This window comes from Variovorax raffinosi, assembly GCF_051216615.1.
GTDB lineage: Bacteria > Pseudomonadota > Gammaproteobacteria > Burkholderiales > Burkholderiaceae_C > Variovorax.
The window spans coordinates 41926-67678 of sequence record NZ_JBPJZR010000005.1; the positions used below are offsets into that span (position 1 = coordinate 41926).

The following is a 25753-nucleotide window of genomic DNA, read 5'->3' on the forward strand; positions in this document are numbered from 1 at the left end:
TGTTTTTTTGGGGCCGCTGTTGTTCAGGGCGACGCTCACGCCGACACGGTGCTCTTTTTCGCGAATGTCCCCCGCTTCGCTCCTCCTTTATTTCGCGAAAAAGAGCACCGTATCGACGTGAGCGTTGGACAGAGCGGTCGTTGATCTCAGGATCACCAGCAGCGTGCCCTGTGCGAATGACACCAGGTGCTCCCCGCAGCGAAATAAAGGAGGAGCGAAGCGGGGGACATTCGCGGAGGGGAGCTCCTGGTGTCATTCGCACAAGCCCCGGACAAACGCACAACGAACAAGAACCATGCAACGTGACAAAGAACTGACCCCAACCCGATGCAGATGAAGAAGCGACTGCCACTCACCGTCATCGGTGGCTTTCTGGGCGCCGGAAAGACCACGTTGCTCAACCGCTGGCTGCGCGACGCGAAGGGCCTGCGCATGGCCGTGCTGGTCAACGACTTCGGCGCACTCAACATCGACGCCGACCTGATCGCCGCCACGCATGGCGATACGGTGGCGCTGACCAACGGCTGCGTGTGTTGCCAAATCGGCGACGACCTGGGGCGTGCGCTGGTGCAGGTGATCGAGTCGGCCACGCCCTTCGACGCGGTGGTCATCGAAGCCAGTGGCGTCTCTGACCCATGGCGCATCGCGCAGATCGGCATGGCGGCGCCCGAACTGAGCCTGGAAGGCGTGATCGTGCTGGTCGATGCGAGTGCGGTGGCACGACAGTCGCGCGACCCGCTGCTTTCGGACACGCTCGCGCGGCAAGTGAAATCGGCCGACCTCGTGGTCGTCAACAAGATCGACCTGGCCTCCGGCGAGGCGCTGGCCGAAGCCCGCGCCTGGGTCGAGGCCACCGCGCCCGGCACGCCGTGCATCCAGACAGCGCAGTCGACGGTGCCGCTGGCGCTGCTGACTGGCCTGCCATTGCAAGAAACTGCGCGTAACACATCGTGTCATGTCTGCGGTCATGACCACGACCATGACCATCCGCACGGCGACCACGACCACAGCCATTCCCCGGACCACGGCGCCCTGTTCCAGACATGGAGCGTGCAGCCCGAAGCGGTCATTCCCGCCGCCACCCTGCGTGCCTGGCTGCGCGACGTGCCGCCGGGCGTGCTGCGGCTCAAAGGCCTGCTGCGTACCGGCCACGGCGCCCAGGGCGACGAGTGGTCCGAAATCCAGTTCGCCGGCCGCCACGGCTCGCTGCGCAAGGCGACAGCGCCTGCCGGCGATGCGCGCGCGGGCGTGGTCGCCATCGGGTTGCGGCACCAGTTGCCTGAAGAAGCCCTGAAAGTTTTCTTCACGGGCTGAGCCAAGTCATGTTGCAATCGCCGTTTTTCAACACGTGCAAGCTGCAGACGCATGACTTCCCCTCTCCTGATTCGCCCTCCGACGCCGCAGGACTACGCGGCATGGAAGCCGCTCTGGGACGGCTACAACGCCTTCTATGAACGGGAGGGCCCGACCGCGCTCCCCGACGCGATCACCCAGGCCACCTGGCAACGCTTCTTCGACGCCTACGAGCCGGTGCACGCGCTGGTTGCCGAGCGCGACGGCCAACTGGTGGGACTGACGCACTACCTCTTTCACCGCAGCACCACGCGCATCGAGCCCACCTGCTACCTGCAGGACCTGTTCACGCTGCAGTCAGAACGTGGTCAGGGCGTGGGCCGCAAACTCATCGAGGGTGTGTACCAGCATGTGCAGCGCGTCGGCGGGCATCGCGTGTACTGGCAGACCCACGTGACCAACACAGCAGGCCGGACGCTCTACGACAAGGTTGCCGAGCATTCGGGTTTCATCATCTACGCCACCACCGTCTGACGCCACGCCAGGGCGCGCCCGACCATGCAACGCTTCACCATCTCGCTGGACGACGAACTCGCGCTGGAGTTCGACCAACTGATCACCGACAAGGGTTATGTCAACCGCTCGGAAGCGGTGCGCGACCTGCTGCGATCGGCGCTGGGCAGTGCCACGCTGGACACGGCCCCCCGCAAGGGCAAGGCCTCATGGTGCGTGGCGAACGCGAGCTATGTGTACGACCACCACGACCGAACGGTGACCTCCCGCGTGCTGGACCTGCAGCACGATCACCACGAGCTGGTGATCACCTGCGTGCACACGCACCTGGACCACGACCATTGCCTGGAAACCGTGGTGATGCGCGGCCCGACTGCCGCCGTGCAGGCCTGCGCCGAGCAACTGGTGGCACTGCGCGGCGTGCGCCACGGCAATGTGCACATGGTGCCGCTGGACGCTGTCAGCGGGCGGCATGCGCACGGCACGACCGGTGCGCACACGCACTTCAAGCCGCGCAACTGACAACGACTGCCGAATGTCAGTGCGCCGGGCTCACCACGCGTAGCCCGCCTGCACCCTGGCCGCCACGCGGTTGCCGTTGCCGCCGCTGCTGGTTGCGGTGGAAACACCCACGCCCAGGTTCAGGCCTTCGTTGACCTGATAACCGAAGGCAAAGCCGATGGCCGATGCACCCGCGTAGTTGCCGACCGCTGCACCCATCCACTTCTTGCCCGCCGGCAATGTCGGCATGCTCGGCATGGCCAGTGCTGCTGCCACGCCTTGCGCGGCGAAGGCGTTCGCCTGGCTGGTCGCGTTGCTCACCGCCTGCTGCAACTGGTTGACGTTGACGGCGTCGGTGCCCAGCACGCCCGGGGCGACATTCGTGATACCGCGCAACTGACCGGTGGCTGCATTGCCCACCGACACGGTGTTGTCGCGGTCGGCCACCGAGCCCTGCCCCAACGCCACCGCGTTGTTGCCCGTGGCCTGCGCGTTGGCACCCAGCGCCACGGTGTTGTTGCCGGTGGCCGCGGCCTTGTTGCCCATTGCCGTGCTGCCCGCGCCGCTGGCACCGGCGCCGGGGCCGCAGGCCACGGAGCCATTCGCGTTCACCGCGCACACGCCGCTGCTCAGGGCCTGGTTCATCAACCCTTGCAAGGCGGTGACTTGCTGGATCGTGAAGTTGTTGGCCGTGGTGATGGCCGTCTGCTGGGCCTGCTGCACCTGGCCGACGTTGGCGGCATCGGTGGTGGCCTGGCCGGCGCTGACGTTGCTGATGGTGGTGCCGGCGCCGCCGTTGGCATTGAGCTGCAGCGTGGTGCCGCCCGCGCCGTACTGCGCGGAGTTCTGCGCCAGGCCGAGCGCCGAATTGGCGGTGCCCTGCACGGTGAACAGTTGGCTGCCGTTGACGGCATCGGTGCTGGTGGCGGTCACCGCACCGGCGCTGACGTTGACCAGGCCGCGCGTCTGGCCCGCGCTTCCGAAAGACACCGTATTGGCTGCGGTGGCGACCGAGTTGGAGCCGATGGCCACGCCGCCGGTCGCGCCACTCGCCACCTGGCTGCCCGACCCGATCGCCACGCCACCCGTGGCCAACGCGGCCGCGCCCGAACGTCCGCCGTTCGCCCCGCCGATGGCGGTGCTGCCGTCGCCCGAGGCCACGGCGCCCTGGCTGCTGCCCGAGGCGCTTCCGATGGCGACCGCTGAAATTCCCGAAGCCTGCGCGCCGCTGCCGCCCGCCGGCGCAGTGTTGCTGCAACAACCGGCGGTGCCCGCGCTGCCTGCGCCAAGCGCGATCGCGCCATCCGCCGAGGCCTGAGCACCGCTTCCTCCCGCACCGCCCGTTCCCCCTGCGTCGCCACGCCCGCCACTCCCGCCGCCGCCGATGGCCGTCGCGCCGTTCGCGGTGGCGCCGGCGCCCCCACCGCCCGTGCCGCCCGTTCCAGTGGAAGTGCCAAGGCCACCGTCGCCGCCCGCACCGATCGAGGTGGCGCCATCGCCAGAAACCGAGGCCCCTGCGCCGCCGGCGCCTCCGGTCCCGCCGGACTGCCCGCCGCCGCCATTGCCTGTGCCACCAGCCACGTAGTCGGCCGCGTGAGCCCACCCCATCGCCAGCAAGGCAACCGCCGGCAGCCAGCGGAATACGCGCAGACGCGGCAACCCGTTCTTCACTCGGTGGGGTTCACGCGTGGCACCGTTGTGGGCACCGACCTGGGTTGATTGGGACATCCTCACCTCTGAAAGCAAACAAACACAAACGCGGCGGAGTGTGTCTTTTTGTTTTCAGCGGGGCCATCCCCGAAAACAAGTAAACGAGAGCGCAGGCGTTGCCGCGCAGGCCGTCGTCAGTACTTGATGGTCACGCCGGCCTTCACGCCGTTGTTGGTCTTGCCGTCCGACGACACACCACCCGTGAGCGACACGTTGCCGCCCGTGCTTGCGCCCAACGAATACGTGGGGCGCGGCGTGGATGTGTCCGTGCCCACGTAGGCGCCACTGCCGTCGGGCCGTTGCACACCGACCGTCCCGCCCTTGGTGTAGGCCGAGTCTTCGGTGGAGGTCACGTTGGGGGCGACGTAGACGGAGCCCTTCTCGTCGCTGTCGATCGGCACCTTTACAGGTTCGGCGATGGCTGCCGTGGCGGCGCACAACGCAGCCGCGCTCAGGCACGCAAGGATCAGTTTGCTCATGCCGCGATGCTCGGGCCCACAGGACTTTGCGCCTGTAGGACGGGAGGAATCGCGCCAGACGGAGGCAGGGAGATTCATCGGGCAGCCTGTCACGTTGAATATCAAAGATTATTCTTTGACAATAAACACAAAGCTCCGAAGACCGCATGCCATGAACACACCCACGAATTCTTCTTCAGTGCCCGGCCTCTCGCCCGAGGCGCTCGAACGCATGCTGGCCTCGGGCCGCGACGGTGCGCTGTTGCGCATGAGCCTTGCGCTGGCCTACCACCGGCGAGAAGAAACGCAGACCGCGCTGATGCATGTCGAGAAGGCGTTGGCCTTCGATCCGGAGTTCACCGCCGCCGGCCGCCTGCACGGTTTGATCGCGCTGGCCCTTGGCGACAACGCGAAGGCCGAAGCGGCATTTGCGAAGGCGCTCGAAGTGGCGCAGCGGCGCGGAGAGATGCAGTTGGTCAAGGAACTGACCGTGCGCCTGCGACGGCTCAGCTCACCCCGCTGAGCGGGGCGGGCCCGATGCCCGGCGTGTTCCGTTCAGTCGAGCTTGATGCCGACCGTCTGGATCACCTGCCCCCACTTGCTGCGTTCGCTGCGCCAATAGGCCTGCATCTGTGCGGGCGTGCCCGGCAGCGCCTCCAGCGCGAGGGCGTCGAAGCGGGCCAGCACCGCTGGCGACTTCAGCGCCGCCTGCAGCGCCTGGCTCCAGGCCTGGATGATGTCGGGCGAGGTGCCCACCGGCGCCACCAGGCCCTGCCAGGCATGGGCCTCGAAATCGCTCACGCCCTGCTCGGCCAGGGTCGGTATCTGGGGATAGTTCTTCAGCCGCTGGGCGCTGGCCACGCCGATCGCGCGGACCTTGCCCGCAGCCATGTGCTGGACCACGGTGGCGCTGTCGATGAGCATGAACGGCACCTGCCCGCCGATCACGTCAAGGATGGCGGGCGCACCGCCACGGTAGGGCACGTGCGACATCTTCAGGCCCACGCGCTGGGCCAGCAGTTCGGTGGCCAAGTGGTGCGGCGAGCCGAGGCCGGGGCTGCCGTAGTTGAGCTGCCCGGGATTGGCCTTGCCCCACGCAAGAAACTCCTTGAAGTTCTGCACCGGGAGCTGGTTGTTGACCACCAGGAACAGCGGAAAGCGCGCGAGCAGGCCGACGGGCAGGAAGTCTTTCTCTGCGTTGTAGCCGAGCTTGCTGAACAGCGTGGGGTTGGCGGCGAGCGTGGCGAAGTCGCCGGTAAAGACGACGTTGCCCAGGTCGCGCGAACGTGCCACGTACTCGGCGGCAATGTTGGTGCCGGCGCCGGGCTTGTTGGTGACGATGACGGTACGCCCGATGGACTTGCTCCAGGTCTCGGCGACCCCGCGCGCCACGGCGTCGGAGCCGCCACCGGCGGCAAAGCCGACCACCCATTCGATCGGCCGGTCCGATCCCTGGGCCAGTGCCGGGCCGGCGCCCAGGGCGAGTTGGGCGCCGAGCACGAGGCCGGCTTTCAGCAGTTGTCTGCGCATGTTTCTTGTCTCCTTGAAGTCTTCTGCTTATGAAAAAACGGGAATCAGGCTGGCTGGTGTGCGGCGCGCTCGCGCAGGTGAATGAGTTGGTACAGGGTGCGGATCACCGGTGTGGGCAGGCCATGGCTTTCGGCCGCTCGAAGCACCGCGCCGTGGATGGCCTCGACCTCGGTGGCACGGCCGGCCAGCAGGTCTTGCAGCATCGAGGGTTGGTGGCCCTGATGGTGGTCGAGCGCGTCGCGCACTGCCGCACGCACCCGCTCGCCGCTGGCGTTCACGCCATCTGCATGGGCGACGGCCAAGGCCTCTTCGAGCGCCGCCTCCAGCAAGGGCTCGCCCATTGAATTGGCCAGGCCGTCCACCGTCTGGCCGCTGAGGGCGCAGATGCCGTTGAACGCGGCATTGAAGGCCAGCTTTTCCCAGATGGCGGCCTGCACGTCGGGGTCGATCCGGCTGTTCAGCCCCGCCGCGTTCAGGTCTTGCGCCAGTTGCTCGAAGACCGGGTTTGCGCGGCCATCGCAGGCCATGAAGCGGATGCCGCCCTGCCCCAGCGAACTCACCTCGCCCGGCCCGAGCAGCCGCGCGGGCCAGGTGGTCACGCCGACCGCGACGCGGCTGGCAGGTGCAAAGCGTTGCAGCACCTCGGCATGGCCGATGCCGTTCTGCAGGCTCAGGAAGTGCGTGGCGGGCCCGATCAGGTGAGCGATGCTCTGCAGGGCCGCTGCGGTGTGCGCCGACTTGGTGAACACCAGCCAACGGTCAGGGCCGGTTTGCAACTGGTCGGCGCGCAACGCCTCGACGGGGGCCTGCAGCAGGCCTTCGTCGGTCATGCAGCGTGCGCCTTCGCGCCGCAGCGTTGCGAGCAAAGTCTCGTTCACGTCGACCAGCGACACGGGCACGCCGGCACTGGCCAGTCGCGCACCGAACAGCGTGCCCATGGCGCCGGCACCGAGGATGCCGATGCGGCCTGGGGTGGGAGAAAGATTCGTCATCGTGCGTCGCGTCGATCAGCAAACCGGATGACGCTCACGCCACCTCCACCTCGACCAGCATCGGCCGCTCAGCCGCCAGCGCCGCACGCAGCACGCCGGCAAGCGCGCCGGCATCGCGCACCGAGACCGCCTCGCAGCCCTGGCCGCGCGCCAGCGCAGTGAAGTCCAGCCCCGGAAGATCGGTGCCCTGCAGGGTCTCGCCGGGTGCGAAGCCGAACACCGGCGCGAAGTCCTGCAGCGCGGCGTAGCGGCGGTTCTTCAGCACCACGAAGGTGATCGGCAGGTTCAGTTGCGCGGCGCTCCACAGCGCCTGGATCGAATACATGCTGGAGCCGTCGCCCATCACGCCGATCACCTTGCGACCGCTGCGCGCCTTGGCCTGTGCCAGCGCCACGCCCACCGCCGCGGGCATGCTGTGGCCCAGTCCACCGCTGCTCATGGTGTAGAAGCCGCCACTTTGCAGCATCGGCAGGTAGCGGTGCATCACCGAGCGCGCCGTAGGTGCCTCTTCGACCACGATGCTCGCGCGGTCACGCAGCTCGGCCAGGGTCTGCAGCACATAGGCGACCGACATCAGCTCGTCGCCCTCGGGTGCCGTCGCCACGGGCCGCGTCGCACGCGGTGCAGGCAAACCCCGAGCCGCCACTTGCGCAGCCACGGGCCGGCCCAGCAGGTCCTGCAAGCCCAGGCGCACGTTGCCCACGGCGGTGGTGCCCACCGGCGTCCACGCGGCGATGGTCGGGTCGTCGACCAGTTGGCCCAGCTCGGCACCGGCCGGCACGTGCGGGCCGTGGCCCTCCACGTGATAGATGAAGGCCGGTGCGCCCACCGCGAAGATGTAGTCGTGGCCGCCGAGCAGTTGCACGATGGCCTCGCGCGCCGCCGGCAGGAAGCCGGCGAAGAGCCGGTGGTCTTCGGGGAAGCCGCAGCGCCCCGACATCGGCGCCACCCAGACGCTGGCGTTGTGCCGCTCGGCCAGCGCCACCATGTCGTCCCACGCCTGGCTGCGGTCTACGCCCGTGCCGACCACGAAGGCCGGGCGGCGGCTCGCGTCCAGCGCATCGCCGATCTGTCCCAGCACCACTGGCTCGGGGCGGAATTCGGTGCTGACCACGCGCGGCAGCACGGGCTCGGTCAGGCGGTCCCAGTCGTCGGCCGGGATCGACACAAGGACCGGGCCGCGCGGCTCCTGCATGGCGATGTAGTAGGCGCGCGCCAGTGCCAGCGGCACGTCTTCGGCGCGGGCCGGCTCCACGCTCCACTTCACGTAGGGCTTGGGCAGCTCGGCGGCCTGCGCGGAAAACAGGAACGGGTCGAACGGCAGGATGGAGCGCGCCTGCTGGCCTGCGGTGATGACCATCGGCGTCTGGTTCTTGTGCGCGGTGAAGATGTTGCCCATCGCGTGGCCCACGCCAGCGGCCGAGTGCAGGTTCACGAAGCTGGCCTTGTGCGTGGCCTGCGCATAACCGTCGGCCATGCCCACCACCACCGATTCCTGCAAGCCCAGCACGTAGTCGAAGTCGGCCGGGAAATCGCGGAACAGGCCCAGCTCGGTCGAGCCGGGGTTGCCGAACAGGGTGGTCATGCCGAAAGCACGCAGCAGGTCGAGCACGGCCTGGCGAACGGTGACGCGGTCGGCGGTGGCGGAAGCTGCATCGGCAGCGAGGGGGGTTGTGGCGAAAGAGATGGTCATGAACGGTTTTTGATTGGAACGCAGACCGCACGGCGGTGGCGAACCTGAACGAGTGAGCACCGATCTTCGGAGTGCGTGCCCCATAAATCAATAAGATGAGGGCACTATCGAATATTCATTCGGTGCATGTCGAAGACATCGATCCGAGCGCGACAATTTCTCTGCCGGCCCGGGCCGTCAGGGGTTTCAGCAGAAGCCGACTGCAGTGTTTTTTGAAGGCGCTCTAACGCGCCGATTGCGCGATCCGGCCAACCTGCTCGAAGTCGAGGCGTTCAAGCGCATCGCGCAACAGCGCGGCCAGCGACGCGTGCTTCTGGTCGGCGGCCAGCCGCTCGATGCGTTCGTGCAGGTCGGACCATCGACCGTCGCGCGCGAGTTCCGCCAGCTCATCGCGTATTGCCGCGGCAAGCGGTTCCAGGCCTTGCCCTTCAGGCACGGGCGCCACGGCTTGCGCGGATGTGGATGCAGTGGACGCAATGGCACGCACCCGAGGCACGACCTCGTCGATCGATGCCGCCTCGACCTGCAGCGCGAACTTCAGTTGCGTGCCGCGATGCGCCCGGCTGTGCAGTTCGAGCTTGCCGCCCATGCTCTCGACGATGCGCCGTGCAATGAACAGGCCCAGCCCGTGCCCGTCGAACTGCACGTCGGCGCGCTGGAACATCTCGAAGATGCGCGCCTGGTCGGCTTCGTCGATGCCGATGCCCGTGTCGGCAACCTCGATCTCCAGCGACCAGCCCTTCTCGCACGCCTTCGCCGCAACGACCAGTTCGATGCGCCCGTCACGCGTGAACTTGGCCGCGTTCGACAACAGGTTCAGCACCAGTTGCTGGAAGCGCTTGCTGTCCAGCCGCACCGCCGGCGGCAACGTGTCGTGGCAGCGCAGCGTGAAGCGGTTGTTCTGGCGCTGCGCCAGCGTAGCGGCGTACTGGGCGATGTCGTCGATCAGCGCAGGCAGGTCGACAGGTTGCGGCGCCGGCACGATCGGCTGGAGTTCGCCCTTGGCGTAGTCGAGCAGGTCGTCGATGAGCGACAACTGGTAGCCCGCATTGCGCTCGATGGCCTGCAACAGCGTCGGCGAACCCGCGTTCGGTTCTTCGCGCAGCAGCCGCACATGGCCCAGGATGGTGGCGAGCGGTGCGCGCAGGTCGTGGCTGACGATGGCCATCAGCCGGGTCTGGTCGTGCATCTGCGCTTCGGATTGCAGCAGCGCCGAGTTGAGCGCGCGGGTCTTGCGCTGGACTTCATCCTGCAGCTTTCTCTGCGACTCGGCCTGCCAGCGCAGGAGCGTGTCGCGCGCCTCGTCATGCTGGCGCGCGAGCCGGTGTCCCCACCACGACAGCGTGATGAGCCCCAGCAGCATGCCCGGAAAGCCGAGCGCATACGGGTCGAGGCTGGTGGCAAAGCGTTCCTGGAATGCGATTTCCGCCAGCCGCAGGCCGATGCCGGCCGCAATGACCAGCGTGATGCCGAACACGAGCTTGCCGCGCGCGCCGCCACGGCGCATGTAGACGAAGCCGCTGACGTTCAACGCGACCACCAGCGCCAGCACGGTCACCAGTGCGGCCTGCGCGAAGAATCCGTAGGGCCCGATCAGGCAGCCGGCCACGATGACGAGTTGCAGCGCGGTGAGGACCGCAAGCACCTTCAGCCCCGGAGGCCGGATGCCCGAGTGCCGCGTGATCGCATGCAACTGAAGCACCAGCATGACCGCGCACACGGGGCCGAGCGTGCCGGCCGCGCGGTAGCTCCACAGCGGCGAATCGGGCCAGAGAAAGATCCCCGCATAGCCGCGGTACGAAGCCTCGTACAACGCCACGAGGATGAACCCCGCGCCCTGCCAGCCCATGGCCGGCGCGCGCGACAGCGTCCATGTCGCCAGCGAATAGACGCCCAGCACGAGCAGCCCGCCGATGAGCAGGCCGTCGAACAGCGCATGCCACTGCTCGGACGCGAGCAGCTTCTCGGTGGAGTACAGCGCCGGCGCAAAGCGCAGGTTGGACGCGGTCTGCGCGCGCACCAGCACCAGCGCGCGTTCGCCCGGTTGCAGGTCGATCGCCACGAAAGGCTGGCGCCCCGGCGCATGGGGTTGTGCCACGCCCCGCTTGCGAACGGTCCAGCGCGCGTCTTGTGCGTCGCCCTTTCTCAGATGGAAGTCGGCGTGCTGCAGCCAGGTGCTGTTGAGCATCAGCTGCAACGATTGGGGCGCGCTGCCGTCGTTGACCAGTTCCAGGCGCAACCAGAATGCGGCGTCGGTGAATCCGGGGCGCATGCCGGTGGGCGTGCCGGGGTGAAAGCCCTCGGGCGCGTCGGCGGGGATGGCGAGCACGTCGTCTCGCGTGAGCGCGCCCGTGGCGTCTTTCAGCACCTCGACCTTGCGGTCCAGCGACAGCGGCCAGCGCTCGTCGCCTGTCAGGTGCAATGTCGATGCCTGGGCCGGGAGCCACAGGCACAGTGCCAGCAGCGGCACGAACAACGCGCGCATCCAGCACCTCATGGTTGTTGTCGTGCTTCGCTCAACGGATCGGCAGCGGCGGCACCCGAGCGCCGGAACGCGCTCGGCGTTGCGCCGAAGCGCTGGCGGAAAGCCGTGGCGAGGTTCGCTCCGTTGGAAAAGCCGGTCTCCGCCGCGATGTCTTCCATGCCCAGCAGCGTCTGCGCGAGCAGGCGACGGGCCTTCGCAAGACGCGCTTCGCGCAGGAAGCCGAACACCGTCTCGCCCCGCTGCTCACGAAAAACCCGGGACAGGCGCTTCTCGTGCGTGCCCAGGCGGGCAGCGATCGTCGCCAGACTCGCCGGGTCTGTCAGGTCCGACATCAGCAGGTCGATGGCTGCCTGCACGAGCACCTGGTCGGCCCGTTGCACGGGATCGGCCGCGCTCTCTGTGGGTGTGTCGGCTGATGGCGTTTGACTGGCTTCGCGACCCGAGGCCAACGCCAGATGGATCGCCACGCGCGCCAGCACCTCAGGCGGATCGAAAGGCTTGGTGACGTAGTCCACCGCACCACCGCGCAGGCCGGTCAGGCGCTCGTCGAGCGAGGCGGCGGCGGTCACGAAGATCACGGGGATGTCGGCGGTGGCGGCGTCGGCCTTGAGCAGCCGGCAGAGCGCGTAGCCGTCCATGCTGTTCATCTGCACGTCCAGCAGGATCAGGTCGGGCTGCAGCGCGGCGGCGCGCCGCAGGCCCTGTACCGGATCGAAGGCGATGCTCAGGCGATGGCCCGCATCGCGCAACGCGCTCACCAGCAACCGGAGTTCGTCGATGTTGTCGTCGATGAGCAGAAGATGCGCGCTCGAACCGGGAGTCTGCAAGGACGACATGCCAACAACGAAGGGGAAAGAACGGGCTCGGCCTGGGACCGGCGGGTCTCGAAATTATTGTTTCTGATTGTGTGAAGACTTTAACACTCCGTCACCTTTGGCAAAGATCTTGTCCCCGCTTGCAAAGGAGCTTCGACGCCTGCTTTCAAACAATCCCGTCTTGTTGAAACACGGTGAAGGTCGAATGAAGAATTCATCCAGTTTGTTGCTCGCGCGCGCTGCCATCGAACGGGTCTCGGCCATGGAGCCGTGCGTGATTCAGCGCCGGGGAATCTCCGTCGAGGAAGCCATGAAGGCACGCGATGTGCAGCTTCAGGAAGCGCTCGCCGCGCTTCGCTGCGCGGCCGATGAAGCCTCGGCCGCCGTGGTCGCCCTGCTTCACACCATCAAGCCGAACGTTCGGCTCACACCTGCGCAAGTCGTGGTGAAGGGGGCGTCTCGGGCGACCGGTTTCGTCACGCTGGCCCAGGAACTGAGGGACATCACCTTTCAGTTGCGCGTGCTTGAAACGTCGGTGGAGGGTGTGTCGCGGTTGTCGAGGGAAGGTGTTGCCTGAGCCGTTCTGCGATGGCGCCTGCGGGTCATGTCATGAGCTGCCGCTCTTCGTGACTATGGAATGCGCTTGCGTTGCTTCAAGGCTTCGAGGCGGTCGATGAATTCCTTGGGCAGCCGCCGGGCGCGTGCGATGTCCAGCGCATCGCGGTCGCTGAAATCCGCAATGGAGGGATCGGCTCCCGCATCGATCAGCAGGCTCAGTGTCTTGAGGCGCTGGAGCCTCGCGGCGTAGAAGATGGGTGTTTCGCCATGAGCGCGCAAGTCCAGTTGCGGCCGGGCCTTGAGAAGCGCGCCGCACATCTCGTCGTCGTCGCGCCAGACTGCTGCCCACAGCGAATAGCTGGCGTTGGCGCCGCGCTCGAGCAGTGCCGCGACCAGCGGCATGTTCTCGCCGCGCGCGACGGCGTGCCAGAGCGGTGTTGCGCGGAAGTCGCCTTCGTCCTCGTCCATGGGCACCACGCCTTCGAGGTTGGCGCCGGCCTTGAGCAATGCCGCCACGGTCTTCAGGCCATTGGGCTCCATGAGCTGCGGACTGCTGCCGGGCTTGATGGTGCAGGCCAGGTGCAGCGCGGTGCGGTTTTGCGGGTCGGTGGCCGTGACCAATTCGGGCGCCTGGGCCAACGCGGCCGCTACCGAAGCGGCGTCCCAGATCCTGGCGGCGGCGAAGAGCGAGGTTTTGGAAGGTGCGCGCATTCAGAGCCTTTCCCAGACCTGGACCAACCCCAGCAGATGAACGATGCCAAAGCCCAGGCAAATCACCGAGCTCCAGAGCCAGAAGGCCGTGCGATGGCGGCGGTCGAAGACGAACAGGGCCAGCGGTACAAGCCCGCGCACCAGGTAGACGGCCGTGATTGCCGGCAACACGAAAGCCAGCAACGGCAACGGCCGCAGCACGCCGGCGCCCGACAGCGCATACGCGGCCCAGACGCCCAGCACGCAGGCAATCAGCAAGGTGACGATGGGCGGATACAAGTGGCCGGCCGCCGCGCCCGAGGCCATTCGCTCTCCGGCACCGAAGAAGCGATACCAGGCGGGGCCGCCGAAGATGATGCAGATGTGCAGCAGCGCGGCCACGGCGCTGAGGAAGGCCGCGAGGATCAGGGGAAGGTTGTAGGTCGCGGGCACGAGGTCTCTCAAGAATTGGGTACAGGACGCATCGCGCGCACCGTGTCGCGTGTCGGGCCGAAGGCGCCGTAGCGCACGGGCTGCCCGCTCAGGGCTTCGACTCGCTCGATCCACGCCTGCGGGTTGGCGATGGTGCCGGGTTCGTAGATGGGCTGGGCGCTTTGCAGCAGCCGCGTCAGCGCGTGTTGATGGTCGAGGTCGTGCGCGACATCGCTGCGCGGCAACGCGGTGAGGATCGAGCCATCCGGTGAGCGATGGCTGCCGCACCAGCGCAAGCCCGCGCCGTCGATCGCGTCGAGATGGCACGCCACCAATCCGTCGAGCGGTCCGACGGCATCGAGGGCATGGCGCAGCAGCACCGCATCGGGATGGCCGCGACGGAACACGCCCTGCCAGCCTTCGTCGACGTTGTGCGGCTCGGCCAGTCGCGCATCGAGTGCGCGGTCGTGCGTGGGCAGCGGGCCCGAGCCGTGGCGTGTGAGGTAGCTGCGTAGCACGCCGAGATGCTGCACGGGGGCATCGATGCCCACGTCGCGCAGCACGGCTTCCACGGCTGCGGTGGAGATGGTGCTCCAGGTGGTGTGCGGATGAAAGCCGCGCCATTCGTCGAGCAGCACGCCTTGTGCGCCCTCGAACAGCACGGTGCCGGAACGCGCGAGCTGCTGGCCGATGGCGTCTGCGCTTGCGGGTGGCGATTGCCGAAGACATGGCGCGACGGCGTCGAGCCAGCGTGCGGCGAGCGAGTCGTCGCCGAGCATCGCCAGTTCCTGCGCTGCATCTGCATGTGATGGCAGCGCATCGATGTGAGCAAACTCGTGGCGAAGCGAGAGGCGCGAAGCCTCCAGCTTTTCAAGCGCACGTGCGCGATTCATCAGATCACCGTAGTGCAATGCCGCATCCGGCGCCGCGAGTGCCTGACGCACCGTCTCGCCCACGCCCACACCACAACTGCCATGCGCCTGCGCACCTCGCGCCCATTCACGCAGGCGGCCGGCCGCCTGATGAAACGGCGTCGTCACCCGGCAACGCGCATCGACCAGCAGGCGCGAGAAGGCCTCGTGCACGCCCACGCGCTGCAATGCTTCTTCTTCGATGCGCAACGCGGTCGGATGCACCACCACCGGACTCGCGAGCACCGTCGCCACGCCCGCATGAAAACTGCCGGCGCCGAATTGGGAAAAGGTGTGATGGCGGCCATCGGCCAGCACCACGTTGTGGCCGGCCTGCGCGCCGCCGTTGAAGCGCACCACCGTGTGGGCCCGCCATGCGTCGCACAGATGGTCGGTGTACAGGCCCTTGCCGCAGTCCCCGAAGCCGAGCCCGAGCAGCGAGACGTAGCGCGTCGTCACACGGCGTCGATCAGCCGAACAGCCGCTTCCACCACGAAGAGCGCGCGCCCGATGCCGCAGCGGTGGCCACGGCCGGTGGCGCGCGGCGCGGTGCCGTGGGGTCGAGCAGCGCGGCATAGCCGTCGAGCGCATGCAGCACGCCGCCCACGCGCTCCTTCGCCATGCCGGTGGCGCTCATCACCTTGGCCAGGCCGTCGAGGTTGGGCACGGCCTTCTCGGTCAGCGCGACGATGCCGGCGGCCACCGCGCAGGCGTCGTCGGGCGAATCCATGCAGATGACGTGATCGCCCAGCAGCTCGCGCCAGCGCGGCTCGCAGCGGCGGCGGCGTTGCGCGTCGGGGATCAGGAAGAACAGATTGGTGGTTTCAGCCGCGGCGGCGATGACTTCCTCGATGGGAATGTCCTCGTCGAGCTTCTCGCCGATCAGGCCTTCGATCTGGTGGCGCGAGACGGCCGGGTACGGCAGCTCGTCGCCGGTCACGAACAGGTAGCCGCGCTTCTTTCGCTTGACCCAGCAGTCCATATCCGTGTGCTGTGCCATCACGTAGAAGGCAAGCTCGTAGCTTTCTTCGCCGGTGCCGCCACCGCCGCCTTCGAGGTAGCTCCAGGTGAGCCACTGGTCCATGAGGTTGGCGGTCGATTCGAACTGCCCGACCTGCAGCGGCGCGTGGTCGGAGGTGGCGTCGCCGATGGCCATGAACATCAGCTGCGGGTCTGCCACGCCGCAGTCGGTCAGCAGCTTCATGAAGGTGGGCAGCTCGCGGCGCGCCAGGGTCTGCGGGATGTCGCCCATTGAGCCGGTGACGTCGAGCGCGAACACGATGCCCAGCGAATTGGGGTGGTCGGCGTTGTCGCGCGACTCGCGCACCTTGAGCCCCTTGGGGTTCATCAGCGCATGCGTGGCGCGCTGCATGAAGACCTCGGCGCCCGGCTTGGCGGCGCGGTCGGCAATCAGCGCCGTGTGGGCGGCATGCGAGTAGTTTCCGTAGCCCATGGGGTTGCTCCTTGAGGGTTGATTCTTCAGCCGCCGGCGCGCGGCGCGGGATCGAAATGAACGAACTGCGGCGCACCGAAGGCTTCGCGCGACGCGGCGGAAAGCGATTGCTCGATGCCCTGCGCACCGAGGCGCGTGCAGGTGGCGGCGTCTTCGCTGCACTGGCGCAGCAAGGTGGCCAGCGGCGCGGGCGTGTGCGCGCCCAGCCCCGGCTCGCCGGCCGCGCCGCCGCCGTGCAGCAGCGCGCGCACGGTCCAGGCGGCTTGCATCAGGTCGCGTGACACGGCTGCGGCATGCGCCGACGCAGTGGCGTGCTGCGCACGCGACCAGCCGATGATCAGCACGCCATGGTCACGCGGATGCACGAGCGCATGCGCGGGCGACAGGTCGCGGTGCGTCCAGCCGGCGCCATGCACGAAGGCCAGCACTTCGAGCATGCGGCGCCAGATCCACACGGCATGGCGCGGGTCGATGCCCTGCGGGTTGGCTTGCACCACGTCCTGCAGACTGCCCCAGAAACCGGTCGGGTGGCGCAGCACCAGCGCCTGCCGTGCACCATCGCCCAGGCCCTCGGCCACACCCACGCCCAGCGGCTGCGGCAGCCGGCGCGTGAAGTAGGCGGCGCCCGCCACCGACAGCGACTGCAAGGCCTGCAGCACGGCGCCTTCGCGCGCCAGCACGTCGTTGACGGCCGAGTCGCGCGCCAGCTTGAACGTGACGCGCTCGGGCAGCGCGCCCAGCCGCTCGGCAAGCAGCACTTCGCTGTGCTCGCCCGTGGCCAGCGGTGCCAGCACGCGGTAGCGCGATTCACGCCACTTCAGGATGCGGCCGCCCGCCACCTCGGCATTGGCCCTGCGCAACGCGGCGCGAAAGCTCTCGCGTTCGACCGTTTCCTCGCCACGCGTGATGGTTGCGCCGCAGTAGCTGCAGTTGACGGTGCGCCAGCGTGCGGCACGCGGCAGCGGTGCGGAACACTGCGGGCAGCTCAGGGCAAGCAGCGACAGCATGCCCGTCCTTAATCTTCCTCGCGCGCGGCGGGGTCAGGCGAGGCCAGCACGCGGTCGATGCGGCGGCCTTCCAGCGCGACGATCTCGAAGCACCAGCCCGCGCAGTCGATGTGCTCGCCCACCTCGGGCAGATGGCCGGACACCGACATCAGCAGGCCCGCCACCGTGTTGTAGCGCCCGCGTTCTTCATCGGGCAGCTCGCGGATGCCGAGCCGCGCGCGCAGCTCGGACACCGGCATCAGGCCATCCAGCTCCCACACGCCGTCGGTCCGCTGGCGCGCCCATGCGTCGGTCTGCATGCCGGGCTGCAGCTCGCCGGTGATGGCTTCGAGCAGGTCGCGCGGGGTCATGAGGCCCTGCACCACGCCGTATTCGTCGACCACGAAGACCAGCCGGCCGGCGCGTGCGCGGAACTGCTCCAGCAACTCCAGGCCGGTGAGCGTCTCGGGCACGAACACGGCCGGCGTGGCTTCCTGGCCCAGCACGCCGGGGTATGCGGCGCCCAGGCGCAACAGGTGCGCCACGCTGATCACGCCGACCACGTCGTCCAGCGAGTTGCGGCACACGGGGTACCACGAATGCACGAGATTGAGCGCCGCCGCATCCGCCACCTTCTGCAGCGCCTGCGACACCGAGTTGGAGGCGTCGAGCCATTCGATGTCGGCGCGCGGGACCATCAGCGACGACAGGCGCCTGTCATCAAGGTGAAACACATTGCGCACCATCTGGTGCTCGTGGTGTTCGATGACGCCGGCGTCCACGCCTTCTTCGAGGCTGGCCGAGATTTCTTCCTCGGTCACCGAGCGGGCCGCGTTGGCGTCGATGCGCAGCAGCCGCAGCATGGTGGCGGTGGCGCCGGCCAGCAGCCACACGAAGGGCTTGGCCGCCTTGGCCAGCCCGCGCATCGGGCGCGAGACAAAACGCGCCACCGGCTCGGGGTAGAGCTGGCCGATGCGCTTGGGCACCAGCTCGCCGAAGATGATCGTGAAGAAGGTGATGCAGGTCACCACCACCGCGGTGGACACGATGCTTGCGGTGCCCGCGCCCATGCCGACGCTTTCCATCCACACCGCGAGCGGCGCGGCGAAGGCGGCCTCGCCGACGATGCCGCTGAGCATGCCGATGGAGGTGATGCCGATCTGCACCGTCGAGAGGAATTGCGTGGGCGACTCCATCAACTTGAGCGCGGCTTCGGCGCCGGTGTCTCCCGTTTCGGCCAGGGCCGCGAGGCGCGCGCGCCGGCTGGTGGAAAGGGCCATTTCGGACATTGCGAACGCCGCATTGAGCGTGGTCAGCAAGGCCAGCAGGAAAACATCCATGAACGGGGGGAGAGAATGAGGGAATGGCACTTTACTTCAAAGGTGCGACACATCACAGGTACTGCGATAAAACGGGCGCACCACGCTTACGGAGCTTCCCGGCTGAAGGCTTCTTAGCGAGCCAGTACGTCCGCCACACGGTGGACTCTGAGCAATTGAACGCATCGGCAAGCATCGCAATAGTGAAATAGCCCGTCTCTTTCAGCCGCACTAACTCTCGCGCATCCTCATCAGTCACCACACGCGGCTGACCTCCCCATCGCACACCACGCCGCCAAGCTGATACCTGCCCAGCAATGGCACGCTCCCGAATGAGACTCCGCTCGAATTGCGCAAAAGCCGCGATCATCTGAAGCGTCAACTCGCCAAACGAATGCGACGTATCAATGGGCTCAGTCAGCGACTTGAAACTGCAACCACGTTGCTTTAGCAAGTCCATCACTCGCATCACTTCGGTCATCGACCGTGCAATGCGATCCAGCTTCCACACCACCAGTGTGTCGCCCTCAACCAGCGACGCCAACAGGCTCTGAAGCTCAGGCCGAGGGCCTACCCCAGAACCCTTTTCGCGATGTATTCGATGCACGCCATAGCGCTTCAAGGCATCGATCTGCAGATGCGTTTCCTGCTCACTGGTGGACACCCGCGCATAACCTACAAGCATCGAAATCCCCTCAAACAATCCGCCAAAAGATGTATGTATTTGGCCGCTGGGCCAAGCAAATCGACAGGCCGACATGCGCCACCCAAACCGCCTCCGAGAACAACCTTCGCCCTTGCACGTGCTATCGTTTCGGTGCTCCTTACATCCCGCAACAAGATGAAGACCCTACTTGCGATCGCTCTACTGGCTACCGCCCAATGCAACGCAGCAACCATCTACCTCTGCAAGGCATATAACGGCTCAACGTTTTGGACCAACGGAACATGCAGTAGCCGAAACGCCTTCATCGATCGAATCGAGACCGTTGCGGACGTGCCGTTCGACCAACAGGTAGAGCAGGCCCAACGGAACATGAACCGCCACACCGGCGCCGCAGCGTCGACAACAGCCGCAGCAGGACGTGACCAACAATGTGGCAGCTTGATCAATGAACTCAACGAGATCGAGGGCCGCTACAGCAAGGGCTACTGGCAATCCGTGGACACCGTCAACCAAGACCAGAAACGGACCATCGCCATCCGATCGCAGCTCAGCGCGAACAACTGCCATCTTCAATAGCAACGCGCTCAACAAACCGCCCCCGGTGGCTCAGCCTCAGTGCAGAGGTAATAGCTGTCCTTGAACCGCCCGATCCGGTGATCAACAACACGTTCACCGTCCTCGCACCAGAAGCACATCGCGATCAGATTGCGCAGCGACATGCGCACCAGCCGCTCGACCACTGGATCAGGCACCGCAACCCCTTGTGAATGGCTGTAGCGTTGCTTGCCCTCGGGGACCATTTCGTAATGCTTGGTGATGTACTTCGCGACGTATGCCGCCATCTTGGCCAAGCTGTTGCGCGCCTTCTTTGCACCTGGACCCTTGCCCCCGATGAAGCACATGCCGTTGTCATTGCCGACGATGGCCCGCCACACCATCGTGCCGACCTGCCAGCCCTTGACCTTGAACGTCTTCCAATCGCCGTTGGGCATGCGCTTTTTCACGTCGACGTGCTTAGGCAGTTCGTGAATCGCTGCGTGAACGTGCCACGCACCGCGTTGCTGAGGCTCGTAACCCGCGCAATAGCCAAAACCGGGGATCAGGTCACCCATACGCCGAAACCAGCGCCTAGCGTCTTCCTTGGCCTTGCGTTCGTCCGTTTGGTTCTCGCGGTAGGTCAACGTTGCCAGCTCGCTGAAGCCATTGGCTTTGATGAAGCGCCGACACATGGTCTTTGCGCGTCTGGCAGCGCGAAGAGCGTTCTTTTCTTTCCGCTCGGCTTCGTCGGCAGCATCCCACTCGGCGCGCTTCGCATCGTCAGCGAGGTGTGACCAGTCGGGAGCGGGGCCAACCTCTGTCCACTCGACCACAGGCCGCGCAGAAATCTCGCGGTGACCGTTGCATTCCCACACCCGCACATCGAAGCAGTCAGGCAGGGTTTTGCCTTCGTAGGCGATTCCATCCACAATGCGTTCCATCGCTGTTTCCCTTTGACAAGGCAGTGATCACGACCCCGGCGGCTGGCAGGCTGCGCGGGGTCTTTCTTTTGGTCCAACGGACCGGGGGTCTCAGCGAACGCAGCGTAGGCATTCGTAGAGAAGTGTCTTAGTAATAAATTAAGGCCGCGCTGCGCGCGGCCTTGGGCTTCGTACCTCAGCCCTGCGGCCTCAGCGCTGCGAAACGGCACAGGAAAAACCACCGCCACAACCTGCGACGTGCCTGCGGCCCGAGCGCGATGCACCGGCCATGGCTGCACGCCATGGAACATCCGCTCAGCAACAAGGGAGCGCTTCACTGGCCAGCGGTCTGAAAGGACCACTTGGACCCCGGCTGAACGCGCGGAGGCGATCCAGCATCGGGCTGCGAGGAAGCCGCGCCTGGAGCAGCACCACCAGAGGACTTAGCTGCACCGTCGATGATGGACAGGCCGGGCGCAGGACCGGGGGCAGGAAGGGCGGTTTGCGGGCCTACAGCAGCCTTTTGCGACAAGTCCTGAGGTTGCTCACCCTCAGCCCGAAACGCGAGGAACATGCCGTGTGCCACGAGCTGGCGGCACATACCAATCTCGACAGGGTAAGGGGTCGCATCCTGCGTATAGCACTTGCACCCGAACGGCTGGCCGAGACGATCTGTCTTGATCTCCACACATGCGGCAGCGACCGGCACACGCTTGGGCTCGGTCAGCTTGTCGTAGGCCGGGGCGGTGTGCATCAGCCCAGGTAGCCGCGGCTGATACGAAGCGATGTACTCCGCAGGGGTTATAGCCTTGCGCTCATTCCCCACGGCGACGTCGACGACTGGGCCAGATGCCTGAGACGATGACGCTGCAGGCTTGGCGGGACCAGTGCTGCCGGGCATGAACTTGGTGACGAGGAAGTACACCACCGCGACAAGCGCAATGACGCACATCAGCAAGGTCCAGATCTGCTTCGGAATACGCACCTTGCCGGTGTGCAGCGATGCGCTCTCGTACCAGGAGTAAACCTCTTTCTGAGGGTTGCGTGTCGAGGTCTGCGCGCTCTTGACCGCAGTCGGCCGCTCGCATGTTGGGTTGACCGCATCGAACTGCAGCACGCTGACCGCATTTGCGGCACCCAGCAGCCGCACAAAGTGCTGGTGATAACCGGGCGGGCCGATCAATCGACGCACGAAGGGGTCGATGTTGAGCGGATGCTGGTCGAGCAAGAAGAAGTCGTGACCGAACGAGCGATGCTCGGCCAGCATCTCGATGTGTTGCGGGCGCTTGGTGGACTCGGAGACCTTAGGCAGATCTCGGTGCACCTCGTCGGCCAAGATGATGCAGTCCTTGTAGTCGAGCCATTCCTTGAACTCGATAGGCTTCCAGCCGAATTCCTCAGCGAGGATCGGCAGCGCTACAAACCGGTCTTTGACGAAGAGAACCTCGCGGCCCTCTTTGAGCTGCATCTGCCGGACATCCCAGAGAGTGAGCGCGGTCTTGAAAGAGCCATTGGCCCCAGTGCGGAGGTACAGCATTACTTGTGCACCCAGCGTTTGAACGTATCGCCCTGAATGCCGTTGATGACGGCGCGGGCCAGCATCGCGGAGAAGACGATGTTGATGCACACACCGACCTTGAGCATGCCGAGAATGCCGACAACCTCAGGGCCTAGGCCTAGCAGCGCGGACACGGCCTGCGCCTTGACCCAGCCGACCGTTGTGTTGATGCCGGTGTAAGTGACAGCGCCGATACCAAGGGCCACCAGCACCCGACCAGCCATCGAGCCCACCAGTTGCAGCAGCAGCGTGCCCAGCGCAAGAAGAATTGCTGGCATTTCAACCTCTCAAGATGATGACGCCGGCCACTAGAAAACTCAGGCCGACCAGGAGCGTGCCGAGCAGCGGGAAACCGTCGCACGCCTTCGAAAGCGGCAACACGACCGACTGCCCGCCAAACACGGTGATGGATTTATCCGAGATACACGACCCACCTGCGCCCAGCGCATCAGAGGTGTCGATGCTTCCCGAGCTAATGGACACTGACCCGTTGTTTGGGTTGTCCCCGGTCTGGTTGCCAGTCTTGACACGCTCGACCTTCGCTAGGGTGGTCTCGCCATCGTCGGGGTTGACCTTGCAGTTCTGGCGGAAGGTTTCCTCAGCCATAGCGTTGACCACCGCGTCCTCGCTGACAGCCTTGTAGCCACCCACGCAGGAACCACCGAACCCTGTGGCCTTCTTATCGTCGCCCTTGCAAGCTGCCGCAGTGCTTCCCGCGCACATCTCGCTCTTCGTGCCACTCTCCGTCTTGGTCTCCGTCTTGGAACCTGAACCCGTCCCGTTTGGACCAGACCCACCACTGGTCACCGTGGTGATCTTCTGGCATGAATTGCCATTGCAGATCGTCGTAGTCGTCGTGGTGTTGTTGGTGGTGTTGTTGGTGACCGAACCATCGGGATTCTTCGTGCTGCCGTCCTCTTGCTTCTTAGTGTTTTCAGCAGACGAACCACAAGACACCACCACATCGACGCCGTTCACTTGGACAGGGCACTTGCCAGGAGGCAACTGCGACGGCACAGCGTTGGCCTCGTCTTTCACCTTCGTAGGATCAGGATTAGCACCGCCGTCCGTACCTTGCGATGACGGCCCATTGACCTCACCGGAACCGTTGCACTTATCGCCGGTGTAGAAGCTACCAGAGAGCTGGCATATCCCCCGACCCGAGATCATCACTCCGCTCGAGTACTGCCCGCACCAATCGAGATTGCCCTTCACGGTGCAGCTCTTGCTGCAAAACCGCCCATACGGCTGAGCCGTTGCCTGCTCGCCCGCGTTGACCTTGTATGAGTACTGGCACACCCCGCCAATGCAAGCGCCGTCGTTCGGAGGCGTCATGCCAAGCAGCGTCATGCACCCGTTGTCAACAACACACGAGTTGCCGCCCAACTCCGCGTACCCAGTTGCGCACTGGCACGCGCCACCAGAGGCCGCGCTGTTCGCGGGACATTGCTTCAGCGCGACCGATGAAAAACTGACACGAATGCCACTGCGCATCGTCGTGTAGAACGAGCATCCATTGTCCGAAGGATCCCCCGGCACGCTGTGACTGGATACCCCCGTAATGCTGTACTGCGCGATGTAGGCCGTCTTTTGCGCCACGCAACCAGCCGTGCGGTCCGCATCCCACCTTGACGCCCCCGGTGTCCCATTCGGATAGGTCGGGAACGGCGGAGACCCCCCGGTCAGCCAACCCGCCTGCTGGGGAATCGCGGCAACTGCCGAACCCGCAAAGGCCAGCAAAAGCAGAACGATCAAGCGCTGAAGATAAGCCATGCGGCACCCAACAAAGCAATGACGATGTAGATACCCATGAATGACAGGCCCTTTGCGAAACACCCGACTGGATGCTTTGAAAAGGGCAGCCGGGGCGTCCCCCGGACTGCACCACCCGATCAGCGGCCGAGGGCGCTGCGCACGTACGAGAAGGCCTTGACGCCCACGCGCACGATCAGGTCCGCATTGCCGATCAGGATGACCGAGGACGAGACGGCTGCAATCGCTGCGACGACAGCGGACACGTCCATGCCTTCGCCCGCAGCGTTGGCCGAGGCGACACCGACCGCTGCGGCCAGGACGAGAACACGCTTGGCGCGCTTGCTCAGATTGATCGCTTGCAGATGCTTGTTCATGACTCACTCACTTTCTTGATGGTTTGCTCCGGCTGAAAGTTGACGACCCACCTGCCGGAAGCAATAGGCGATCGCCCATACGAGGACGATGGCGCCCCCTATGAGTTGTCCCTGCTCGATGGTCAGATCGAGCACGGGGATATGAAGCTGGTGCACCACAGTGACGGTGCACTGCCCGGCGCATTGAATGACGGTCGGATCAGCCATGCATCGACGGCACACGGCTGTGATCGCGACGACGAGCACGCTCGATCCGATAGGCCCGCTCAGCCAACTCGCCCTGCACCCAGATCAGGGCACAGACGAGCAGGCCAGCGATGAAGCCGCCGAGGGCTTGCATTACGGCTTGGGCGGTTGCGGTTGAGCCTGCTTGACGATGGCCGTGAGGCCGGTCAGCACCGCGCCAATCTTTCGATCCTTGGGCGACGGCTTGAGTGAGAACTTCGCGCTGTAGGTGCCCACGATGGGGGCGTTCTGGCCGCGCATCTTGTCGTCCAGGCGAAGCACGCCGACCGCTTCGGGCGTGCCGTCTTCATTCAGCAGGATGCACTCGGCCTCTTGCACCTGATAGGCGCGGCCTTCGAAGGTCTTGTCCTGCACCGGGCCGACCTTGATGATTTGGATAAGCGATGTGTGGTTCATGGTTTCTTTCTTGCCGCTATTTCAGGCTTGAGGTTCTGGCGACGTGCCAGCTGGAAGCCCTGACCCGCAGGGCTACGAGCTAGCGGGTCAAAAGAGACGGGCTTGAAGCCAGAACTCCCGGCGACGAATGAGGGACCAACGTTGAGCGCTGCTCACAGCGCACCCCACTGAGCAGCCATCGCTTCCGCAATACCCTGCCTGGTGGTACTGCGACGCCGCCAACGATCTGGCCCGGGTGACTCGCGATGCACCACCGACCACTCCGCATGCTCACGAGTGCGCGACTTCGGCGGCGTGAGCATCCTGGTGGGCTTGAGCGGAGGCAGACCAATCAGCTCCAAGCCGGTTGCCTTGAACTCGGGATCACCAAACCAATACGGCTGCACCACCTGCCGAGGACCGGGTTTGATCAACTCCCGGGCGTAACGATGCATGACCGGGTTCTCTATCGCCTTGAGGGGAATGGGCGCATCACGCAACTCGCGGTAGAACGCGGCGGCCTCCTCAAGCTCAGCCCACATCTGAGCCTTCGTCTTGCCCGCAGGCGGCTCATGTAGCCAGCGAACGCCACTGTTCGCGAGCCTGGTGCACGTAGGGTGCGCGACCATCAGATCGAAACCGAAATCCAGCACATGCCGCACATCGCCCTGGATATGCCAAGCAGGGTCACCCTCTGTCGGCAGCAGATCGCACGACCACGCGTGATGCCCAGCAGCACGAAACGCCGCACTCACTCGACCGCTGTACTCGCACGCCACCAGAACACGCAGCGGGGTGTCCACCCCCACCCCGGGCTCAGCGGGAGCCGCCAGACTCGGCACCGAGCCGTTAGCCGAAGCAGGTGGGGGAGGACAGACGGACGACTGCGCGAAGGCAGCGAAAGAAAGCTGAGTTACAGGCATGGCGGCTCCTAGTGGCAAAATTGAACTTACGGCGAACCGGAAATACAGTTTCCCGTAAT

The 25753-nt window shown here is 65.7% G+C and carries 29 protein-coding genes; 6 read left to right on the forward strand and 23 right to left on the reverse strand.

Going from position 1 to position 25753, the window contains the following annotated elements:
• The first annotated feature begins 333 nt into the window (after positions 1–333).
• The 3 genes from ACSFB7_RS16640 to nikR are packed head-to-tail and all read left to right on the forward strand — an operon-like array spanning position 334 to position 2328.
• The gene (locus tag ACSFB7_RS16640; RefSeq protein WP_435472687.1) at positions 334–1314 is read left to right on the forward strand and encodes a CobW family GTP-binding protein; all 981 of its coding nucleotides are present in this window, start codon (positions 334–336) and stop codon (positions 1312–1314) included.
• Between the two features lie 51 nt (positions 1315–1365).
• On the forward strand, positions 1366–1827 hold the full coding sequence (locus tag ACSFB7_RS16645) for a GNAT family N-acetyltransferase (RefSeq protein ID WP_435471974.1): 462 nt from the start codon (positions 1366–1368) through the stop codon (positions 1825–1827).
• 24 nt (positions 1828–1851) lie between these two features.
• Complete coding sequence (gene nikR / locus ACSFB7_RS16650) at positions 1852–2328, forward strand: nickel-responsive transcriptional regulator NikR (RefSeq protein ID WP_435471976.1); 477 nt, start codon at positions 1852–1854, stop codon at positions 2326–2328.
• A gap of 30 nt (positions 2329–2358) precedes the next feature.
• Here the strand turns inward: nikR and ACSFB7_RS16655 are convergent, their stop codons facing one another.
• Both ACSFB7_RS16655 and ACSFB7_RS16660 read right to left on the reverse strand, forming a co-directional pair.
• Positions 2359–4035 (reverse strand): YadA family autotransporter adhesin, encoded by a 1677-nt coding sequence (locus ACSFB7_RS16655; protein ID WP_435471978.1) that lies wholly within the window; start codon positions 4033–4035, stop codon positions 2359–2361.
• Between the two features lie 116 nt (positions 4036–4151).
• Entirely contained in the window at positions 4152–4496 is a 345-nt protein-coding gene (locus tag ACSFB7_RS16660; protein ID WP_435471980.1) for a hypothetical protein, read from the reverse strand.
• Positions 4497–4647: 151 nt separating this feature from the next.
• Between ACSFB7_RS16660 and ACSFB7_RS16665 the strand changes: the two genes are divergently transcribed.
• Entirely contained in the window at positions 4648–4998 is a 351-nt protein-coding gene (locus tag ACSFB7_RS16665; RefSeq protein ID WP_435471981.1) for a tetratricopeptide repeat protein, read from the forward strand.
• A gap of 32 nt (positions 4999–5030) precedes the next feature.
• On the opposite strand, the gene ACSFB7_RS16670 is transcribed toward ACSFB7_RS16665, so the two are convergent.
• The 5 genes from ACSFB7_RS16670 to ACSFB7_RS16690 form a co-directional block, all read right to left on the reverse strand.
• Positions 5031–6005, reverse strand: coding sequence for a Bug family tripartite tricarboxylate transporter substrate binding protein (locus ACSFB7_RS16670; protein WP_435471983.1), 975 nt, complete (start codon positions 6003–6005; stop codon positions 5031–5033).
• Positions 6006–6049: 44 nt separating this feature from the next.
• Positions 6050–6997: a ketopantoate reductase family protein gene (locus tag ACSFB7_RS16675; protein ID WP_435471985.1), complete on the reverse strand. Its 948-nt coding sequence runs from the start codon at positions 6995–6997 to the stop codon at positions 6050–6052.
• A gap of 34 nt (positions 6998–7031) precedes the next feature.
• Entirely contained in the window at positions 7032–8690 is a 1659-nt protein-coding gene (gene mdlC / locus ACSFB7_RS16680) for a benzoylformate decarboxylase (protein WP_435471987.1), read from the reverse strand.
• A gap of 223 nt (positions 8691–8913) precedes the next feature.
• Positions 8914–11175: a sensor histidine kinase gene (locus tag ACSFB7_RS16685; RefSeq protein WP_435471989.1), complete on the reverse strand. Its 2262-nt coding sequence runs from the start codon at positions 11173–11175 to the stop codon at positions 8914–8916.
• An 8-nt stretch (positions 11176–11183) separates the two neighbouring features.
• Positions 11184–12011: a response regulator gene (locus ACSFB7_RS16690; RefSeq protein WP_435471991.1), complete on the reverse strand. Its 828-nt coding sequence runs from the start codon at positions 12009–12011 to the stop codon at positions 11184–11186.
• Between the two features lie 184 nt (positions 12012–12195).
• On the opposite strand from ACSFB7_RS16690, the gene ACSFB7_RS16695 reads away from it, so the two are divergent.
• Positions 12196–12567, forward strand: a complete 372-nt coding sequence (locus ACSFB7_RS16695) for a hypothetical protein (RefSeq protein WP_435471993.1) — start codon at positions 12196–12198, stop codon at positions 12565–12567.
• 53 nt (positions 12568–12620) lie between these two features.
• Here the strand turns inward: ACSFB7_RS16695 and ACSFB7_RS16700 are convergent, their stop codons facing one another.
• The 7 genes from ACSFB7_RS16700 to ACSFB7_RS16730 are packed head-to-tail and all read right to left on the reverse strand — an operon-like array spanning position 12621 to position 19024.
• Positions 12621–13259, reverse strand: coding sequence for an ankyrin repeat domain-containing protein (locus tag ACSFB7_RS16700; RefSeq protein ID WP_435471995.1), 639 nt, complete (start codon positions 13257–13259; stop codon positions 12621–12623).
• Positions 13260–13691: a hypothetical protein gene (locus ACSFB7_RS16705; RefSeq protein ID WP_435471997.1), complete on the reverse strand. Its 432-nt coding sequence runs from the start codon at positions 13689–13691 to the stop codon at positions 13260–13262.
• A gap of 8 nt (positions 13692–13699) precedes the next feature.
• Positions 13700–15040: an adenylosuccinate synthetase gene (locus tag ACSFB7_RS16710; protein WP_435471999.1), complete on the reverse strand. Its 1341-nt coding sequence runs from the start codon at positions 15038–15040 to the stop codon at positions 13700–13702.
• Positions 15041–15050: 10 nt separating this feature from the next.
• Positions 15051–16034 (reverse strand): VWA domain-containing protein, encoded by a 984-nt coding sequence (locus ACSFB7_RS16715; RefSeq protein ID WP_435472001.1) that lies wholly within the window; start codon positions 16032–16034, stop codon positions 15051–15053.
• A 26-nt stretch (positions 16035–16060) separates the two neighbouring features.
• Positions 16061–17041: a lipopolysaccharide kinase InaA family protein gene (locus ACSFB7_RS16720; protein ID WP_435472003.1), complete on the reverse strand. Its 981-nt coding sequence runs from the start codon at positions 17039–17041 to the stop codon at positions 16061–16063.
• 8 nt (positions 17042–17049) lie between these two features.
• A complete protein-coding gene (locus ACSFB7_RS16725; protein WP_435472005.1) occupies positions 17050–18360 on the reverse strand; it encodes a hemolysin family protein in 1311 nt (436 codons plus the stop codon).
• Between the two features lie 52 nt (positions 18361–18412).
• A complete protein-coding gene (locus ACSFB7_RS16730; protein ID WP_435472007.1) occupies positions 18413–19024 on the reverse strand; it encodes a recombinase family protein in 612 nt (203 codons plus the stop codon).
• 156 nt (positions 19025–19180) lie between these two features.
• On the opposite strand from ACSFB7_RS16730, the gene ACSFB7_RS16735 reads away from it, so the two are divergent.
• Positions 19181–19582, forward strand: coding sequence for a hypothetical protein (locus ACSFB7_RS16735; protein WP_435472009.1), 402 nt, complete (start codon positions 19181–19183; stop codon positions 19580–19582).
• Positions 19583–19590: 8 nt separating this feature from the next.
• On the opposite strand, the gene ACSFB7_RS16740 is transcribed toward ACSFB7_RS16735, so the two are convergent.
• From ACSFB7_RS16740 to ACSFB7_RS16780, 9 genes are all read right to left on the reverse strand, one after another.
• A complete protein-coding gene (locus ACSFB7_RS16740; RefSeq protein ID WP_435472011.1) occupies positions 19591–20484 on the reverse strand; it encodes a rolling circle replication-associated protein in 894 nt (297 codons plus the stop codon).
• 313 nt (positions 20485–20797) lie between these two features.
• A complete protein-coding gene (locus ACSFB7_RS16745) occupies positions 20798–22000 on the reverse strand; it encodes a zonular occludens toxin domain-containing protein (protein WP_435472013.1) in 1203 nt (400 codons plus the stop codon).
• The gene (locus ACSFB7_RS16750; protein ID WP_435472015.1) at positions 22000–22299 is read right to left on the reverse strand and encodes a DUF2523 domain-containing protein; all 300 of its coding nucleotides are present in this window, start codon (positions 22297–22299) and stop codon (positions 22000–22002) included. The genes ACSFB7_RS16745 and ACSFB7_RS16750 overlap by 1 nt, the downstream gene beginning before the upstream one ends.
• A gap of 1 nt (position 22300) precedes the next feature.
• Positions 22301–23794 carry a virulence factor TspB C-terminal domain-related protein gene (locus ACSFB7_RS16755; RefSeq protein WP_435472017.1) on the reverse strand — a complete coding sequence of 498 codons (1494 nt, stop codon included), beginning with the start codon at positions 23792–23794 and terminating at the stop codon, positions 22301–22303.
• Between the two features lie 119 nt (positions 23795–23913).
• Positions 23914–24150, reverse strand: a complete 237-nt coding sequence (locus ACSFB7_RS16760) for a major capsid protein (RefSeq protein ID WP_435472019.1) — start codon at positions 24148–24150, stop codon at positions 23914–23916.
• 3 nt (positions 24151–24153) lie between these two features.
• Complete coding sequence (locus ACSFB7_RS16765) at positions 24154–24357, reverse strand: hypothetical protein (RefSeq protein ID WP_435472021.1); 204 nt, start codon at positions 24355–24357, stop codon at positions 24154–24156.
• Entirely contained in the window at positions 24350–24490 is a 141-nt protein-coding gene (locus ACSFB7_RS16770) for a hypothetical protein (RefSeq protein ID WP_435472022.1), read from the reverse strand. The genes ACSFB7_RS16765 and ACSFB7_RS16770 overlap by 8 nt, the downstream gene beginning before the upstream one ends.
• Positions 24490–24792 (reverse strand): hypothetical protein, encoded by a 303-nt coding sequence (locus tag ACSFB7_RS16775; RefSeq protein WP_435472024.1) that lies wholly within the window; start codon positions 24790–24792, stop codon positions 24490–24492. Before ACSFB7_RS16775 ends, ACSFB7_RS16770 begins: the two co-directional genes overlap by 1 nt.
• A gap of 152 nt (positions 24793–24944) precedes the next feature.
• A complete protein-coding gene (locus ACSFB7_RS16780) occupies positions 24945–25694 on the reverse strand; it encodes a hypothetical protein (protein ID WP_435472026.1) in 750 nt (249 codons plus the stop codon).
• Positions 25695–25753: the final 59 nt, after the last annotated feature.

What these genes read in the sequence shown, in the direction of transcription:
- ACSFB7_RS16695 (WP_435471993.1), top strand. Translation starts at nt 12,196, where the DNA reads ATGAAGAATTCATCCAGTTTGTTGCTCGCGCGCGCTGCCATCGAACGG.
- mdlC (WP_435471987.1), bottom strand. Translation starts at nt 8,690, where the DNA reads ATGACCATCTCTTTCGCCACAACCCCCCTCGCTGCCGATGCAGCTTCC.
- ACSFB7_RS16715 (WP_435472001.1), bottom strand. Translation starts at nt 16,034, where the DNA reads ATGGGCTACGGAAACTACTCGCATGCCGCCCACACGGCGCTGATTGCC.
- ACSFB7_RS16740 (WP_435472011.1), bottom strand. Translation starts at nt 20,484, where the DNA reads ATGGAACGCATTGTGGATGGAATCGCCTACGAAGGCAAAACCCTGCCT.
- ACSFB7_RS16770 (WP_435472022.1), bottom strand. Translation starts at nt 24,490, where the DNA reads ATGCAAGCCCTCGGCGGCTTCATCGCTGGCCTGCTCGTCTGTGCCCTG.
- ACSFB7_RS16640 (WP_435472687.1), top strand. Translation starts at nt 334, where the DNA reads ATGAAGAAGCGACTGCCACTCACCGTCATCGGTGGCTTTCTGGGCGCC.
- ACSFB7_RS16675 (WP_435471985.1), bottom strand. Translation starts at nt 6,997, where the DNA reads ATGACGAATCTTTCTCCCACCCCAGGCCGCATCGGCATCCTCGGTGCC.
- ACSFB7_RS16755 (WP_435472017.1), bottom strand. Translation starts at nt 23,794, where the DNA reads ATGGCTTATCTTCAGCGCTTGATCGTTCTGCTTTTGCTGGCCTTTGCG.
- ACSFB7_RS16660 (WP_435471980.1), bottom strand. Translation starts at nt 4,496, where the DNA reads ATGAGCAAACTGATCCTTGCGTGCCTGAGCGCGGCTGCGTTGTGCGCC.
- ACSFB7_RS16700 (WP_435471995.1), bottom strand. Translation starts at nt 13,259, where the DNA reads ATGCGCGCACCTTCCAAAACCTCGCTCTTCGCCGCCGCCAGGATCTGG.
- ACSFB7_RS16735 (WP_435472009.1), top strand. Translation starts at nt 19,181, where the DNA reads ATGAAGACCCTACTTGCGATCGCTCTACTGGCTACCGCCCAATGCAAC.
- ACSFB7_RS16760 (WP_435472019.1), bottom strand. Translation starts at nt 24,150, where the DNA reads ATGAACAAGCATCTGCAAGCGATCAATCTGAGCAAGCGCGCCAAGCGT.
- ACSFB7_RS16720 (WP_435472003.1), bottom strand. Translation starts at nt 17,041, where the DNA reads ATGCTGTCGCTGCTTGCCCTGAGCTGCCCGCAGTGTTCCGCACCGCTG.
- ACSFB7_RS16655 (WP_435471978.1), bottom strand. Translation starts at nt 4,035, where the DNA reads ATGTCCCAATCAACCCAGGTCGGTGCCCACAACGGTGCCACGCGTGAA.
- nikR (WP_435471976.1), top strand. Translation starts at nt 1,852, where the DNA reads ATGCAACGCTTCACCATCTCGCTGGACGACGAACTCGCGCTGGAGTTC.
- ACSFB7_RS16665 (WP_435471981.1), top strand. Translation starts at nt 4,648, where the DNA reads ATGAACACACCCACGAATTCTTCTTCAGTGCCCGGCCTCTCGCCCGAG.
- ACSFB7_RS16750 (WP_435472015.1), bottom strand. Translation starts at nt 22,299, where the DNA reads ATGCCAGCAATTCTTCTTGCGCTGGGCACGCTGCTGCTGCAACTGGTG.
- ACSFB7_RS16725 (WP_435472005.1), bottom strand. Translation starts at nt 18,360, where the DNA reads ATGGATGTTTTCCTGCTGGCCTTGCTGACCACGCTCAATGCGGCGTTC.
- ACSFB7_RS16730 (WP_435472007.1), bottom strand. Translation starts at nt 19,024, where the DNA reads ATGCTTGTAGGTTATGCGCGGGTGTCCACCAGTGAGCAGGAAACGCAT.
- ACSFB7_RS16780 (WP_435472026.1), bottom strand. Translation starts at nt 25,694, where the DNA reads ATGCCTGTAACTCAGCTTTCTTTCGCTGCCTTCGCGCAGTCGTCCGTC.
- ACSFB7_RS16745 (WP_435472013.1), bottom strand. Translation starts at nt 22,000, where the DNA reads ATGCTGTACCTCCGCACTGGGGCCAATGGCTCTTTCAAGACCGCGCTC.
- ACSFB7_RS16690 (WP_435471991.1), bottom strand. Translation starts at nt 12,011, where the DNA reads ATGTCGTCCTTGCAGACTCCCGGTTCGAGCGCGCATCTTCTGCTCATC.
- ACSFB7_RS16685 (WP_435471989.1), bottom strand. Translation starts at nt 11,175, where the DNA reads ATGCGCGCGTTGTTCGTGCCGCTGCTGGCACTGTGCCTGTGGCTCCCG.
- ACSFB7_RS16765 (WP_435472021.1), bottom strand. Translation starts at nt 24,357, where the DNA reads ATGGCTGATCCGACCGTCATTCAATGCGCCGGGCAGTGCACCGTCACT.
- ACSFB7_RS16775 (WP_435472024.1), bottom strand. Translation starts at nt 24,792, where the DNA reads ATGAACCACACATCGCTTATCCAAATCATCAAGGTCGGCCCGGTGCAG.
- ACSFB7_RS16670 (WP_435471983.1), bottom strand. Translation starts at nt 6,005, where the DNA reads ATGCGCAGACAACTGCTGAAAGCCGGCCTCGTGCTCGGCGCCCAACTC.
- ACSFB7_RS16645 (WP_435471974.1), top strand. Translation starts at nt 1,366, where the DNA reads ATGACTTCCCCTCTCCTGATTCGCCCTCCGACGCCGCAGGACTACGCG.